The sequence below is a fragment of the Aeromonas sp. ASNIH7 genome (assembly GCF_002903485.1).
GTDB classification, from domain to species: domain Bacteria; phylum Pseudomonadota; class Gammaproteobacteria; order Enterobacterales; family Aeromonadaceae; genus Aeromonas; species Aeromonas caviae.
Genome location: NZ_CP026226.1, coordinates 4,024,746 through 4,039,893 on the forward strand (window position 1 = coordinate 4,024,746; position 15,148 = coordinate 4,039,893).

Sequence of the window (15,148 nt, forward strand, 5' to 3'; positions counted from 1 at the left end):
CAGGATGCCGGCCCGTGCAGGTCAGGGACCTCAGTGGAAGGGGAACAGGTAGTTGAGCCAGCTACCCATGCGCATCAGGATCTTGCGTATGATGGCCACGTGGTGGAAGTGCTCGTTATAGATGGCGGCCTGACCGCTGGAACCCGCGATCACCTGGTAGTTTGCCCACTCGGGATCGGTGATCTCGAGCACGATGGGCAGGCGACCCGGTACCTGGGCCGAGGTCTGATCGATAAGACCCGCCTGTGCCTGGATATTGCCCGGTGCCATGGCCGGGATAACGGACTGCACCTTGGCCTTGAAGATGCGACCCGGGATGCCGTCGAGCACGACTTCGGCCTCGTCACCCGCCTTGAGCCGCTGCATGCTGTTCTGCCAGAACCAGCCGACATAGGCATTGGCATCTTCATGAATGAAGGTCATCACGGGGCGGAACATGAAGGGGGCGGCAATCATGCCCGGGCGCAATGCCAGTTGTACGACATGACCGTCACTCGGGGCGTAGACCACGGTCTGCTCCAGATCGTACTTGGCGATGTTGAGCTGGGCACCCAGGTCATTGAGGGTCGCTTTCTGCTGATCAATTTGGGCGACGATGTCATCCACGTTGGCCTGGGTGACGTCGAGGTCGCGCTGTTTGCCGATGCCCCGTCGCATCAGCTCCTGGGCGCGATCCCTGTCCAGGCTGGCTGATCGCAGGCGGGCGTCCAGAGCCTTCAGAAAATCGGTGTTGGAGGCGAGGCGCGCCGTCAGGCTGGCGACCTTCTCCTGGAAGGGCTCAGCGTCGATGCGAAACAGCACATCCCCTTTCTTGACCGGCTGGTTGGGCTTGACCGGGACGTCGGTGACACGCCCCTTGACCAGGGGCACGACCGGGGTGGAGACATAATAGTTGCGAGCCAGCTCGGAATAGGGGTGGTTGTAGTTCATCAGCATGATGAGTGTGCCGATGATGATGACGCCACCCAGTACGGCGGTCGGCACGGTCCACTTGTTGAGCGGGATCTTGAAGATCTTGAAAATACCTATGCAGAGGGCTGTATAGGTGAGAATAAGTAGCAGGTCCATGGGGCGTTACCTATTTGTCGGTCTGTTCGAGCGTGGTCATGCGAGCCTGCAGTGCTGCCAGCTCCTCTTTGAGTGCGCTGATCTCTGTTTCGTCATGTTGTAGGCGTTGCGAGAAGCCCCAGCCGCGATCGGGGCGATAAATCGTGGCCCAGATCCAGAGGAAGGGCCAGAGCACGTGCAGGGTGAACAGGCTGACCCAGCCTGCCACGTGAATGGCGTCCTGGTGGGGGTGATTACGGTGCTTGGCAATTTCATATGGAATATCGTGAATGACGATAATGCCATCTTAAATGCGAAAGGGGACTCCCTCCGACGTAGGTGGGAGGGGAATTTCGCCGGGGCGTCAGCCCCGCTGGTTTTGAATGTATTGCTTGATCACCTCTAACGGCGCACCGCCGCAAGAGCCCGCAAAGTAAGAGCGTGACCAGAGTACGGGTTTGCTGTAAGCACCCCTCAAGTCCAGAAATTCATTACGCAGTCGCCTTGATGTGACCGCCTTTAACGAGTTCACCAGCACCGATAGCTGCACTGTTGGGCCGTACTCTATCAGCATGTGAACATGATCAGCCTCTCCGTCACACTCTTTCAGTTCCGCACCAAAATCTCTGCAAACCTCTGCCGCACACTGACCGAATGAAGCGTGATGCAGATCCCCCAATATCGGCTTTCGATACTTGGTGATAAACACCAAATGTACGTGCAAAACGTAGGTCGCATGGCGTGATTTATTAATTTTAGTGAATTGCATTCTGTCACTCAATCGGGCTTAATAGATATGGCAATAATGCTACACACTGAGCGCTAAATGCAAATTCTGAAAGCCTACAAATTCCGACTCGAACCGACCGAACAACAAGCGCAACGCCTGCGCCAGTTGGGCGGTTGTGCTCGTTATGTCTGGAATCACGGGCTGGCAGAAACCAAACGCATTCTGGATGCTGGCGAAAAACTGCCTTCTGCCTTTGAGCTGAACAGGATGCTCACCAGTTGGAAGAAAGACCCAGAAATGGCCTTTCTGGCCGAGGCATATACCGACAACCTCCAGCAGAAGCTCAAGGATTTGCATGGCGCGTGGATGCGCTGCTTTGATAAGAAACTCGCCGCCAAGGCACCCGTATTCAAGAAAAAAAGCGACAACCGCGACGCTATCCGGTTCGTCAACTTCGACAAGTATTGCCGCCTTGAAAAGGGTCGCGTGAAGCTGCCTGCCGGGCTGGCGTGGGTCAAGTTCCGTCAGTCCCAGCCAGTTGAAGGGAAAATTAAAAACGCGACCGTCAGCCAAGCAGCCGGGCACTGGTATATCTCCTTTCAGGTCGAGCAGGAGACGCTTGAGCCAATTCACCCCTCCGGCTCAATGGTCGGGCTAGATGCGGGGATCGCCAAGCTCGCAACCCTGTCAGACGGCACGGTGTTTGAGCCCGTCAACAGCTTCAAAACCAATCAGACCAAGCTGGCAAGGCTCCAACGCCAGTTGAGCAAAAAGGTAAAGTTCAGCAGCAACTGGAAGAAACAAAAAGCCAAGATCCAGCGGCTGCACTCACATATCGCCAATAGCCGCCGCGATTACCTTCACAAGGTCACAACGACTATCAGCAAAAACCACGCGATGATCGTCATTGAGGATTTGAAGGTTGCCAGCATGTCAAAATCAGCAGCGGGCACGACCAGCCAGCCGGGGCGCAACGTCCGGGCAAAATCAGGGCTGAATCGTTCGATATTAGATCAGGGCTGGTTTGAGCTGCGCCGCCAGCTCGAATATAAGCAGGCATGGCGAGGCGGTCAGGTGTTGGCGATAAACCCGGCCTACACGAGCCAGCAGTGCGCCTGTTGTGGGCATACTGCGAAGGATAACCGCCAGACGCAAAGCCAGTTTAAATGCGCTGCGTGTGGTTATGAGGCGAACGCCGATGTGAACGGCGCTCGCAATATTTTAGCGGCGGGACACGCCGTTTTAGCCTGTGGAGGCGTGGTGCAATCAGGCCGCCCGATGAAGCAGGAACCCGGTACTGCGCGAGCAGCTATCACCCAGTAATGGGAATCCCCCTCCTGTGACGCGAAGCGCTAAGGTGGGGGAGGATGTCAAAGAACATGACCAAGACGACAAACACCAGGATCCCCAGGGCAATGTAGTCAAGTACCATCGATTTCTCCCGTCTGAGTCGCTAACAATGCTTCGATTGTCGAGTCGAGGCTTCGGCAATAATGACAGCATATGCCCTCGGTGCAAGTCTGCAATCGGAGAGTTGGTGTGGCGGTACAGGCATGGTTCATCGGTTGCTCATTTAACACACAAAATTGATTTGGTTAGATAAAATCAAACAGCAATAGATGCCCGGGCAAGGTGAGAGGTGAACCTGATGAACGAATGGTGCAGTGGCAAAGGATGGCGGCTTGGCCTGTTGCTGATCTGCCTGTTGTGGTCCCGCCTCGGCTGGACCGCCGAACCCAGAATGGAGCCCAATGAGCAGGAGTTGGCACAGACCCTGGTCCTGCTTCATGAACCCATCGTCATGCTGACGGCTAAATATGGCAACCTGGATGGGGCGGCCAGGGTACGGCTGGCCCATGAGCTAGTTCAGCGGATGGAGCCAAGCGACCTCATGACGCCTGTGGCCGTGACGAAAGGCAGCCGACACGGCCAGGAGAGCCGGGAGTTTCTGGTCAATGGCAAGCGCATTCTGGTGTTGCTGGAAGGGGACCTTGATGAATTCGACGAGCTGACCCTGGATCAGGCGGCCGAACGTGTCCTGCATCGGCTCGACGGCGTGCGCATCAAGTATCTCGAGCTGCACTCGACCCCCTATTTGCTCAGAGCCGTCGGCTTGGCGGTGGTGGTCAGCCTGATCTTCTTCGGCCTCATCTGGCTGTTGCAGCGGGGCCATCGGCGAGTCAGAAAGTGGCTGGCCAACCGCCTGTTGCTGCAGAAGGGGCTGGTCCCCCACTCCTGGCGCCAGGTCACCGGGAATGTCGAGGTCCGCTTGCTCGGCCTCATCACGCTGCTGCTCATCTTCATGCTCACCTATGGCTGGCTGACCTATGTGCTCGGCCTGTTCCCCCAGACCCGGGCCTGGAGCTATCAGCTTGTGGAATCCCTGTTTGCCCTGTGTGGCGACATGCTGGAGGGCATGATTGCCGCCATGCCCGGTCTGGTAACCGTGCTGCTTATCGTGGTCATCACCCGTTTCTTCATCAAGATGTGGGCCATCCTCTTCGACCGCATCGAGCGTGGCTAGTTTCGGGTGCAGGGTTTGCACGCCGAGACCATAGGCGCCACCCGGCGACTGCTGTCAGTGGTGATCTGGCTGTTTGCCCTGACGGTGGCCTACCCCTATCTGCCGGGTGCGGATTCCGATGCCTTCAAGGGGATCAGCGTCTTCTTCGGTCTGATGGTGACACTGGGTCGGCCGGTATCATGAACCATGCCATGAGCGGCCTGGTGCTCATTTACTCCCGCGCACTGCGGCCAGGGGATCTGGTGCAGATCGGCGAGGTGGAGGGGATGGTGAGCGAGCTCAATGCCCTCTCGACCAAGCTGGTGACGCGACAGGATCACGAGGTCACGCTGCCCAATGCGGTGGTGGTGGGGGGCAAGGTGGTGAACCTGACACGGCTGGCGGGCGAGAAGGGGGTGGTCCTGTTGACCAAGGTGACCATCGGTTATGACACCCCCTGGCGTCAGGTACATGCCATGCTGGAGCTGGCCGCGCGGCGCTGCACCCGGCTCAATCAGGATGAAGCTCCCCTGGTGCGGCAGTTGAATCTGCAGGATTGGTATGTGGAGTACGAGTTGCAGGTGAGGATGAAGGCAAGCGAACTCCCTGCGGTGGTCAAGACGGAACTCCATGGCCATATTCAGGATGTATTCAACGAGTTCGGGGTGCAGATCATGTCCCCCAACTTCATTGCCCAGCCGGAGCAGGCTGTGCTGGTGGCCAGGGAGCAGTGGTATCAGGCGCCGGCCCGGGCGCCCGATCCCGCCGAGCCCCCCGTCAGGGAGTGACCACGAAAAGCAGAGGCCCGGCAGCAATGCCGGGCCTCTTGTCATGAAGAGAAGCTGACGCCTCAGTTCTCCTTGGCCTCTCTCAGTTGGGAGGGCCTGAATTTCACCAGGAAGGCGAGGGTGATGAGGGCGGTGCTCACCAGACCGATGATGGTGGAAACATTCATCTCGAGGCCGAAACCGATGGGGGCGTTGGCCAGGTAGGTGATGACCACTGCGGTCATGAAGATGGCGGGAATGGTGCATACCCAGTGCAGCTTGCCTTCCTTGATGAGGTAGGCGGCCGCAGCCCACAGCATGATGACGGCGGTGGTCTGGTTGGCCCAGCCGAAGTAGCGCCAGATCACCCCGAACTCGGCCTTGGAGATGATGAAACCAAGGATGAACATGGGGATGGCGATGAGCAGACGCTTGGCCATGGGCTTCTGGGTCAGGTTCAGGAAGTCCGCCACGATGAGGCGGGCGCTGCGAAACGCGGTGTCACCGGAGGTGATGGGCAGGATCACCACGCCGAGGATCGCCAGGATGCCGCCCACGGTACCGAGCAGGCTGGTGGAGACTTCGTGCACCACGGCAGAGGGGCCGCCGCTGGCCAGGGTGGCGTTGAGTGCCTCGGTGCTGTCGTAGAAGGAGAGACCCAGGGTGCACCAGATGAGGGCGATGATCCCTTCCCCTATCATGGCTCCGTAGAAGATGAAGCGACCGGAGCTCTCGTTCTGCATGCAGCGCGCCATCAGCGGGGACTGGGTGGCGTGGAAACCGGAGACGGCACCACAGGCGATGGTGATGAACAGCAGCGGCCAGAGCGGCAGGTCCGTCGGGTGCAGGTTGGAGAAGTCCATCCCTGTGTTGTAGAAGCCCTTGCCGGAGACGATGAGGCCGATGATGAGGCCGACCGACATGAAGACCAGCAGCGCACCGAAGATGGGGTAGAAGCGGCCGATGATCTTGTCGATGGGGACGATGGTCGCGAGGATGTAGTAGGCGAAGATGGCCGCAATCCAGTAGACCAGATCGGTGGAGGTGAGGTTGGCGAGTAGGCCCGCCGGGCTCAGGACGAAGACCACGCCCACCAGCATCAGGAGCACCACGGCAAAGAGGTTCATGAAGTGCTTGGCGGCGGTGCCCAGGTGCTCACCGACCACGGTCGGCACCGAGGCGCCCCTGGCGCGTACCGACAGCATGCCGGAGAAATAGTCGTGGACCGCACCGGCGAAGATGCAGCCAAAGACGATCCAGAGCATGGCGACCGGACCATAGAGGGCACCCAGGATGGGGCCGAAGATGGGGCCGACGCCTGCGATGTTGAGCAGTTGAACCAGGTAGACCTTCTTGTCCGACATGGGGACATAGTCCACCCCGTCCGCCATGGTGATGGCGGGGGTCTTCAACTCGGGTTTGGGCCCGAATATCCGTTCGATGAATTTGCCGTATATGAAGTAGCCGGCTATCAACAAGCCGACACAGAGGAAGAACCAGATCATTGCTACGCTCCTGCTTTGTTATTTTTTGGTGTGCGCAGCCAGTGTAGGGGGGGACTTCTGTTAACGGCAGGTGAAAGAGGGTGAGCGGCGACATGGCGACCCGAGCGGTTGCCCGCTGTGATCCGGCGCACATCGCGCCCCGTTTTATTCCAGTCCCAGCTCGTCTTTGAGCTCCTTGAGGTAGCGGCGGCTGACCGGTACCCGGGCCCCGCTCGGGGTCACGATCTCCGCCAGTTGATTCTCCAGCAAACGGATTTCGAAGATGGCGGCTGGGGCCACCAGATACTGGCGGTGACAGCGCAGCAACGGGGTCTTCTCTTCGAGGGACTTGAGGGTGAGCTGGGTGTGAAACAGCTCGCCCTGGCAGGCGACATGGACGCCGCCGAGATCGGAGAAGGCGTACTCCACCTGGGAGGTTGGGAGCAGCCGTACCCGGTTGTGCAGGTATCCGGGGATATGGTGGATGGCTGGGGCCCGGGTCCCGACGGGTTGCGGGGTGATGTCCTGCCTGAGCCGCGCCAGGGTCTTGGCGAGGCGCGCTGGCTCCACCGGCTTGAGCAGGTAGTCGAAGGCGTTCTCCTCGAAGGCCTGGATGGCGTAGTCGTCGAACGCGGTGACAAAGACGATGCGGGGCAGGGGATCGAGCATGGCCACCAGCTCCATGCCGCTGAGCTTGGGCATCTGGATATCGAGAAACACCACATCCGGCTTGAGTTGCTGGATGAGGCCGAGCGCCTCGATGGCGTTGCCCGCCATGCCCAGGATCTCGATGTCGGGATCGCTGGCCAGCAGCTCTGCCAGCTCTTCGCGGGCATAGGGCTCGTCATCGACGATCAGGGTGCGGATCATGTCATCTCCTTGGCGGTGGTGCGGGGTTGTCGTGGGAGTGTCAGGGAGACCCGGGTCCATTGCTCCGGCTCCCACTGGACGTCAATGCCATAGCGCTCGCCAAAGGCGCTCTTGAGGCGCTTGTCCACCAGGCTCATCCCCAGACCATCCCCCTGGCCGGATGGTTGCCAGGCCCCGGCATTGTCTTCGACGCAAAGGGTGATCACCTCGGGGGTTTCCCTCGCGAAGAGGCGAAGTCGCCCCTCTCCCAGCAGGGAGCAGATGCCGTGCTTGATGGCATTCTCGATGAGGGGCTGCAGGGTGAAGCTCGGCAGTTGCACCTCGGCAAGGTGGAGCGGGATCTCGTTGATGACGGTGAGCCGCTCGCCAAAGCGGGCCTGCTCTATCTCCAGGTAGGAGAGGCAGTGCTCCTGCTCCTCACGCAGCGTGGTCAGGCCGCTCTGGCGCTTGAGGTTGTTGCGAAAGAAGCGGGAGAGGTGCAGCAGCAGCTCCCGTGCCCGTCCCGGATCGCGGCGGGTAATGGCGCTGATGGTGTTGAGGGTGTTGAACAGGAAGTGGGGGTTTATCTGTGCCTGCACCAGCTTGAGCTCGGATTGCACCAGCAGGCGCTGCTGCTGCTCCAGGCGGCCTGCCAGCAGTTGCTGGGACAACAGGTTGGCGATCCCTTCTCCCAGGGTGTGATTGATCTTGAGGAAGAGCCGCTTCTTGGGCTCATAGAGTTTGATGGTGCCGATCACCCCCTCGTCACCCTGCAGGGGGATCACCAGCACGGAGCCGAGCTGGCACTGGGGGGAGATGCTGCAACGATAGGGCTGGCTGTTGCCATCGGCGAACAGCACCTTGTTCTGGGCGATGGCTTGCAGGGTGATCGCCGAGGTGATGGGAGTGCCCGGCTTGTGGTGATCTTCCCCGGTGCCGATGAAGGCGAGGATCTTGTCGGTGTCCGTGATGGCGACGGCGCCGACGTCGGTCTCTTCCTGAACGATATGGGCTATCTTGCCGCTGGCCTCCGGAGTGAACCCCTGGCTCATGATGCCGACGGTACGGTTGGCGATGGTGAGCGCCTTGGCGGAGAAGACCCGGGAGAACTTTTCGTACATCCGCTGCTGGTCGCGGATCATGCTGATGAAGAGTGCCGCCCCGCAGGAGTTGGCGAGGATCATGGGGGTGGCGATGGTGCGCACCAGCAGCAGGGACTTGTCGAAGGGGGTGGCGACCAGCAGGATGATCACCATCTGCATGATCTCGGCCACGAAGGTGGTGAAGAAGGCGACCCTGGGGGCAAAGAGGTCATTGACCCTGCCTGCCCGCATCAGCCGCCAGTGAACCAGCCCCCCCAGCAAGCCTTCGCAGGTGGTGGAGATGGCGCAGGCGAGATCGGTGAACCCCCCAGGGTATAGCGGTGCAGGCCGCCGGTCAGCCCCACCAGGCATCCCACCAGGGGGCCGCCCAGCAGTCCCCCCAGTACGGCACCGACCGCCCGGGTGTTGGCGATGGCGTCATCGATGTCGAGGCCCACATAGGTTCCCAGGATGCAAAAGCAGGAGAAGATGACATAGATGAGCACCTTGTGGGGCAGCCTGACGGAGTAGTTGGCCAGGGGACGCAGCAGGGGACTCTTGGAAAAAAGGTAGGCGATGACCAGGCTGACGCTCATCTGCTGGAGCAGAGAGAGGACTAGTTGCATAAAAAAGCTTCCTCAAACACCACGCCGGAGCCGGGCGTTGTCATGACGCAGGGGGAGCCTGAGCCCGTCTTGATGCGGGCTGCTGGCTGAACGCTGCGGCAGTTTGCCAGAATGGAAAAATAAAACCATATAAAATCAGCACGTTAAATTGATATTTGTGTAATCGGTGCCTGCCTGATATTGCTGATGCGAGCATGAAGGTATCCACCGGATACGCCACACGGAGGTGGCATGCTCCGCCCGGCCATCGGCTGGGCGTTTTTTATCCAGCTCCAATGGTGGACGATTTCGAGGGGACCTGAGCAATTATTCAGGTTTGTCCAATGAGTTATCCCCAGCTTCTGGGGATAACTCAGAAGGCGAAATAGTAACAGACCCGCCGACCCAGACCGAAAAAGGCGCGTTGCGCGTCGTCCAGCTCTTCCTGTCTGAGGGTAGCGACGATGCTTCGCGCATCTTCCCGCAGATCGATCATGGCCACCCCTTCCGGCCGCTGTCCCTTGAGGTAGGGCAGCACCTTGGGTCTAAGGGGCATGCTGGGCTCGGTGGAGAGCACCAGGGCCAGGGCATCGTCATCCAGGCGCACCAGGGAACCCGGCGGATAGACCCCCAGCACCTTTATCAGCAACCTGACCTGGGTTTGCTCGAACTTCTTCTGGGAGAGCTTGTAGAGCTGGCCGATCACCTGGCTGGGCCCCGGCGGGTTGAGGCCGCTGCGCGGGTGAAGCAGCTCGTCATAGTGGTCCACCAGCCCGATGAGGCGGGCGAGGGGGGGATCTTGTCGCCCTTCATCCCGAGGGGAAAACCGCTGCCATCGAGGCGTTCGTGATGCAGGTAGGCCATCTCGCGGATCCTGGGTTCGAAAGCCTGCAACTGGTTGAGCATCTCCAGTCCGTACTGGGGGTGCATGTTGAGGAAATTCTGCTCCGCCTTGCTGAGCTCCCCCCGCTTCTGGATGATCTGGCTCGGGATCCTGAGCTCGCCGATGTCGTGGAGCAGGCCCGCCAGACCGGTCTCCTCGATCTCGACGGGATTCATGCCAAGCTCCCGTGCCATCAGCATGGCGATGAAGGCCACGCTCAGGCTGTGTTGCAGCAGGGTATCCGTGTTCTGGCTGCGGATGAGGTGCAGACCGAGCGGCCCCTGGTGTTCTGCCAGACGGGCGGCGGTGCTGCGCACTATCTGCGCGGTATTGGCCAGGCCTTCGTCCGGTTTGAGGTTGAGGGCGCCAAGGGCGTCGCGAAGATCTGACAGGGATTGACCGAACGCCTTGTCCGCGATGCGAAGGGAGCGCCTGAACGCCTTTTCGTCGAAGGTGGGGCCCTCAGAAGAGGAGGTGGTATCCCCCGTGTCGCTCATCTCAAGAGAGGGGACGGGTTCGGCCCGCAGCAGGGGCTCGACCGGCAGATCGCTCTTGTCGGGATCCACCATCAGCAGGGTCAGGTCGAGGTGGCGGATGATGTCGAGCTGTTGCTGGTCCTTGATTTTGAAGGCGTTGAACATGAAAGGGTGGCTCGTCCATCCCGTGGGAAGATGGATGTAGTGGCCGACTCTCAACTGCTCGATGGAGGCCTGTATCAGCGCCATGGACTAGCTCTTCTGTCGAATTTGCCTATCAACAAGCTAGCAAAATTAAACAGATAGACAAACAAAAAAGCCCGCGCATGTGCGCGGGCTCTTGTCATCCGTGGCGTTTATCAGGCCTTGGATTTTTTCTTGTTGTCCACCTTGGTGTCGACCTTGGCTGCAACCGGGGCGGCAGCAGGGGCTTCCTCGATGAAGGGACGGCCGTAGTAGGTGTCCATCAGGATGGCTTTCAGCTCGGTGATCAGCGGGTAGCGCGGGTTGGCGCCGGTGCACTGGTCATCGAAGGCTTCCAGCGCCAGCTGGTCTACCTTGGCCAGGAAGTCCGCTTCGTTCACGCCGGCTTCGCGGATGGAGGCCGGGATCCCCAGGGTGGCCTTCAGCTCGTCCAGCCAGGTCAGCAGCTTCTCGATCTTGGCGGCGGTACGGTCACCGGCAGCGGTCAGGCCCAGGTGGTCAGCCACTTCGGCGTAGCGACGGCGAGCCTGCGGACGGTCGTACTGGGAGAACGCGGTCTGCTTGGTCGGGTTGTCGTTCGCGTTGTAGCGGATGACGTTGCTGATCAGCAGAGCGTTGGCCAGACCGTGGGGGATGTGGAACTCCGCACCCAGTTTGTGGGCCATGGAGTGGCACACACCCAGGAAGGCGTTGGCAAACGCGATACCGGCGATGGTGGCGGCGTTGTGCACCTTCTCGCGGGCAACCGGGTCGTTGGCGCCGTTGATGTAGCTGGAGGGCAGGTAGTCCTTCAGCAGTTTCAGGGCTTGCAGCGCCTGACCGTCGGAGTATTCGTTGGCCAGCACGGAGACATAGGCTTCCATGGCGTGGGTCACGGCGTCGATACCACCGAAGGCACACAGGGATTTGGGCATGCCCATCACCAGGTTGGCATCCACGATGGCCATGTTCGGGGTCAGCTCGTAGTCGGCCAGCGGGTACTTCATGCCGGTGGCGTCGTCGGTCACGACCGCAAACGGGGTCACTTCAGAACCGGTACCGGACGTGGTGGTGATACAGACCAGTTCGGCCTTCACGCCCATTTTCGGGAACTTGTAGATACGCTTGCGGATGTCCATGAAGCGCATGGCCAGGTCTTCGAACGCGGTATCCGGGTGCTCGTACATGACCCACATGATCTTGGCGGCATCCATGGGTGAACCACCACCCAGGGCGACGATCACGTCCGGCTTGAAGGAGTTGGCCATCTCGGCGCCCTTGCGGACCACGGACAGGGTGGGGTCGGCTTCCACTTCGTAGAAGATCTCCACTTCCATGTTCAGCTTCTTGAGCAGGCGAACCACTTCATCGGCATAGCCGTTGTTGAACAGGAAGCGGTCGGTCACCACCATGGCGCGCTTCTTGCCTTCCAGGTCGCCCAGGGCGATCGGCAGGGAACCACGACGGAAGTAGATGGATTTCGGAAGTTTGTGCCACAGCATATTTTCTGCCCGTTTTGCGACTGTCTTCTTGTTGATCAAGTGCTTGGGACCGACGTTCTCGGAGATGGAGTTACCACTCCAGGAGCCGCAACCCAGGGTCAGGGACGGGGCCAGCGCGAAGTTGTACAGGTCACCGATACCACCCTGGGTGGAGGGGGTGTTGATGAGGATACGGGCGGTCTTCATCTTGTCGCCGAAGTACTTGATGCGGTCGGCATTGCGATCCTGGTCGGTATAGAGACCGGAGGTGTGGCCGATACCACCGATGTTGACCATGTCGCAGGCCATTTCGACGGCTTCTTCGAAGTTCTTGGCACGGAACATACCCAGCGTTGGAGAGAGTTTCTCGTGAGCGAACTCGTCTTCCGCGCAGAGTTCCAGACCTTCACCGATGAGGATCTTGGTGGTGGCAGGCACGGTCACACCGGCCATGGCGGCGATCTTGGTGGCAGGCTGGCCCACGATGTCGGCGTTCAGGGCGCCGTTGATCAGCAGCACTTTACGCACCTTGTCCGCTTCGTCCTTGGAGAGGATGTAGCCGGCGTGGGTCGCGAAACGCTCCTTGACCTGGTTGTAGATGGAGTCGACCACGATGACAGCCTGCTCGGAGGCACAGACCACGCCGTTGTCGAAGGTCTTGGACATCAGGATGGAGGCGACGGCACGCTTCACGTCGGCGGTTTCGTCGATGACGATGGGCACGTTGCCCGCACCCACGCCGATGGCGGGTTTGCCGGAGGAGTAGGCGGCCTTCACCATGCCCGGGCCACCGGTGGCCAGGATCAGGTTGATGTCGTCGTGACGCATCAGGGCGTTGGAGAGTTCGACGGAGGGTTGATCAATCCAGCCGATGATGTCTTTCGGCGCACCGGCAGCCACGGCAGCATCCAGTACCAGCTTGGCAGCGGTATTGGTGGAGTTCTTGGCGCGGGGGTGCGGGGAGAAGATGATGGCATTGCGGGTCTTCAGGGAGATGAGGGCCTTGAAGATCGCGGTGGAAGTCGGGTTGGTGGTCGGTACGATACCGCAGATGATGCCTACCGGCTCGGCGATGGTGATGGTGCCCATCTCGTCATCTTCACTGAGGATGCCGCAGGTCTTCTCATCTTTGTAGGCGTTGTAGATGTATTCGGAGGCGAAGTGGTTCTTGATAACCTTGTCTTCGATGATACCCATGCCGGATTCAGCCACGGCCATCTGGGCCAGGGGGATACGGGCGTTGCTGGCGGCCAGAGCGGCGGCGCGGAAGACCTTGTCTACCTGCTCTTGCGAGAAGCTGGCGAATTGACGCTGTGCTTCTTTGACGCGGGCAACCAGTGCATCCAGTTCAGCCAAATTGGTTACTGCCATGTTTATCTCCTGATGATTTGAAAACTGTTTAGTAAGACCTTGGCAATGCCCGGCAATTATAGCCACCTTGTCAAGGCGAGAATCACCATAACGGGGTATTTACATGCCTTAGTAAACTGTTTTCTGACTCGATTATAGGGTCGGGATGTGTCAGAAAAGATTGATCTGGATCATATGTAACAAAAGAACAAAAGAAATTTTGTTTCACCCCTTATCGCACCACTATGTTACGGGAGTGTGTCATCCTTTCTTGGCATCACGAGCTGCTGTCACGCGCCCTTGAAATATCTGCTCAGGGAAGGGGATCCGATGAATTCTCGCCTTGACCGGGATGGGGGAAGGTGGCATTGCCATGATGGCGGCAGAACGCCTAGCCCCCTGACGTTTCATTTATGTTGAGAAAGGGGTTGTTGTTTTCATCCAGTCGCCCTGGCGAAACAGCACATCTGGCGGTGGCAGGGAGCTTGTCACCTCTGCACAGCCGGCCCCACTGGCACCGCACCAGGGTGAGAAAGGCCAAAATCGGGGTCACAGGAGCGGGTGGGGGCGGCAAGCAGGTGTGGTGAGAAGCAAGGGTGCCATTTGCCGAAAATATCGTTTCTTGGCTGAGGGTTGATATAACGCGCTGTCATGGCACCCGGCGATGTTAATGGTGGCCACTCTCCCTTAACAACCCGATATGTTGAATTTTGTCGATACATTAGCGGAACTAACTAAAAAGCCCCGGTAAGGGTGAGATCATTTAATTGGAGAAGGGAAAAGCCATGGTGTAAATTTACGCGTAGTTTGGGGGTTGGCCCCTTGTGGCTCGTATTGGTTCTGGATGGCGCCTATGGCAGCAATAGACTTCTCTTTATACCTGAAATTTTTCGTCGGCCTGTTTGCGATCATCAACCCGCTGGGTCTGTTGCCGGTCTTTGTGAGCCTGACGGGCCACATGTCGCCGGAGGAGCGACGCAAGACCAACACCACCGCCCACATTGCCGTGATGATCATCCTGATGGTCTCCATGTGCATGGGACAGCTCATCCTCGACAGTTTCGGCATCTCCCTGGCATCGTTTCGCATTGCCGGTGGCTCGCTGATCACCCTGATCGCCTGGTCCATGCTGCAGGGCAAGCTGGGGGAGGTGAAGCACAACAAGCAGGAGAAGGGTGAACTGGCTGCGCGTGAATCCATTGCCGTGGTGCCCCTGGCTCTGCCGCTGATGGCCGGACCCGGTGCCATCTCCTCTTCCATCGTCTATGCCAGCCAGAAGACCCTGCCCCAGATGGCCGGCATGTTCGTGGTGGTGGTGGCGTTTGCCTGCTGCTCCTGGCTCATCTTCCGCGCCGCTCCCCTGCTGTTCAAGCTGATGGGCAACACCGGCATCAACGTGGTGACCCGTATCATGGGTCTCATCATGATGTCCCTTGGCATCGAGATCATCGTGGCGGGCATCAAGGGAGTCTTCCCCGGTCTGGTGTGAGCCTGGTCCGTTTTTGTCGGAGCCGGTCCTTGTGACCGGCTTTTTATTGTTTCTTTTTTGTTGGTCATTTCCTAGAATCGAGCGGCCTTGTACGAAAAATGACCGCCGCGGGATATTTAAATGCTGAATAAATGGTTTTAAGTTGTTTTTTTGACCATGAAAGCGGCCTGTTCCTGATGATATCTATTGCATTATCAGAATTGTCAGGGAATTATGCGG

General features: G+C 59.1%; 8 protein-coding genes and 3 pseudogenes. 3 read left to right on the top strand and 8 right to left on the bottom strand.

All coding sequences use genetic code 11. The annotated features are described in order from the left end of the window. Positions 1-30: 30 nt before the first annotated feature. The 3 genes from C2U47_RS18990 to tnpA form a co-directional block, all read right to left on the bottom strand. Positions 31-1,068 carry an HlyD family secretion protein gene (locus C2U47_RS18990; protein WP_103261845.1) on the bottom strand — a complete coding sequence of 346 codons (1,038 nt, stop codon included), beginning with the start codon at positions 1,066-1,068 and terminating at the stop codon, positions 31-33. 10 nt (positions 1,069-1,078) lie between these two features. Further along, a complete protein-coding gene (locus C2U47_RS18995) occupies positions 1,079-1,348 on the bottom strand; it encodes a DUF3302 domain-containing protein (protein WP_041201542.1) in 270 nt (89 codons plus the stop codon). Between the two features lie 63 nt (positions 1,349-1,411). Further along, positions 1,412-1,816, bottom strand: a complete 405-nt coding sequence (gene tnpA, locus C2U47_RS19000; protein ID WP_103261846.1) for an IS200/IS605 family transposase — start codon at positions 1,814-1,816, stop codon at positions 1,412-1,414. 57 nt (positions 1,817-1,873) lie between these two features. Between tnpA and C2U47_RS19005 the strand changes: the two genes are divergently transcribed. Next, the gene (locus tag C2U47_RS19005) at positions 1,874-3,100 is read left to right on the top strand and encodes an RNA-guided endonuclease InsQ/TnpB family protein (protein ID WP_041206018.1); all 1,227 of its coding nucleotides are present in this window, start codon (positions 1,874-1,876) and stop codon (positions 3,098-3,100) included. Between the two features lie 325 nt (positions 3,101-3,425). Continuing rightward, positions 3,426-5,068, top strand: a pseudogene (locus C2U47_RS23655) (mechanosensitive ion channel family protein). Between the two features lie 62 nt (positions 5,069-5,130). On the opposite strand, the gene C2U47_RS19015 reads toward C2U47_RS23655, so the two are convergent. The 5 genes and pseudogenes from C2U47_RS19015 to adhE all read right to left on the bottom strand — a co-directional run bounded on the left by C2U47_RS19015 (position 5,131) and on the right by adhE (position 13,461). Then, a complete protein-coding gene (locus C2U47_RS19015; RefSeq protein ID WP_103261847.1) occupies positions 5,131-6,552 on the bottom strand; it encodes a carbon starvation CstA family protein in 1,422 nt (473 codons plus the stop codon). A gap of 144 nt (positions 6,553-6,696) precedes the next feature. Continuing rightward, positions 6,697-7,401, bottom strand: a complete 705-nt coding sequence (gene btsR, locus C2U47_RS19020; protein ID WP_103261848.1) for a two-component system response regulator BtsR — start codon at positions 7,399-7,401, stop codon at positions 6,697-6,699. Continuing rightward, a pseudogene (locus tag C2U47_RS19025) lies at positions 7,398-9,088 on the bottom strand (LytS/YhcK type 5TM receptor domain-containing protein). The gene btsR and the pseudogene C2U47_RS19025 overlap by 4 nt, the downstream one beginning before the upstream one ends. A gap of 352 nt (positions 9,089-9,440) precedes the next feature. After that, positions 9,441-10,675, bottom strand: a pseudogene (locus C2U47_RS19030) (HD-GYP domain-containing protein). A gap of 110 nt (positions 10,676-10,785) precedes the next feature. After that, positions 10,786-13,461: a bifunctional acetaldehyde-CoA/alcohol dehydrogenase gene (adhE, locus tag C2U47_RS19035; RefSeq protein WP_039038985.1), complete on the bottom strand. Its 2,676-nt coding sequence runs from the start codon at positions 13,459-13,461 to the stop codon at positions 10,786-10,788. An 832-nt stretch (positions 13,462-14,293) separates the two neighbouring features. Here adhE and C2U47_RS19040 point away from each other — a divergent pair. Next, a complete protein-coding gene (locus tag C2U47_RS19040) occupies positions 14,294-14,929 on the top strand; it encodes a YchE family NAAT transporter (protein ID WP_010674328.1) in 636 nt (211 codons plus the stop codon). Positions 14,930-15,148: the final 219 nt, after the last annotated feature.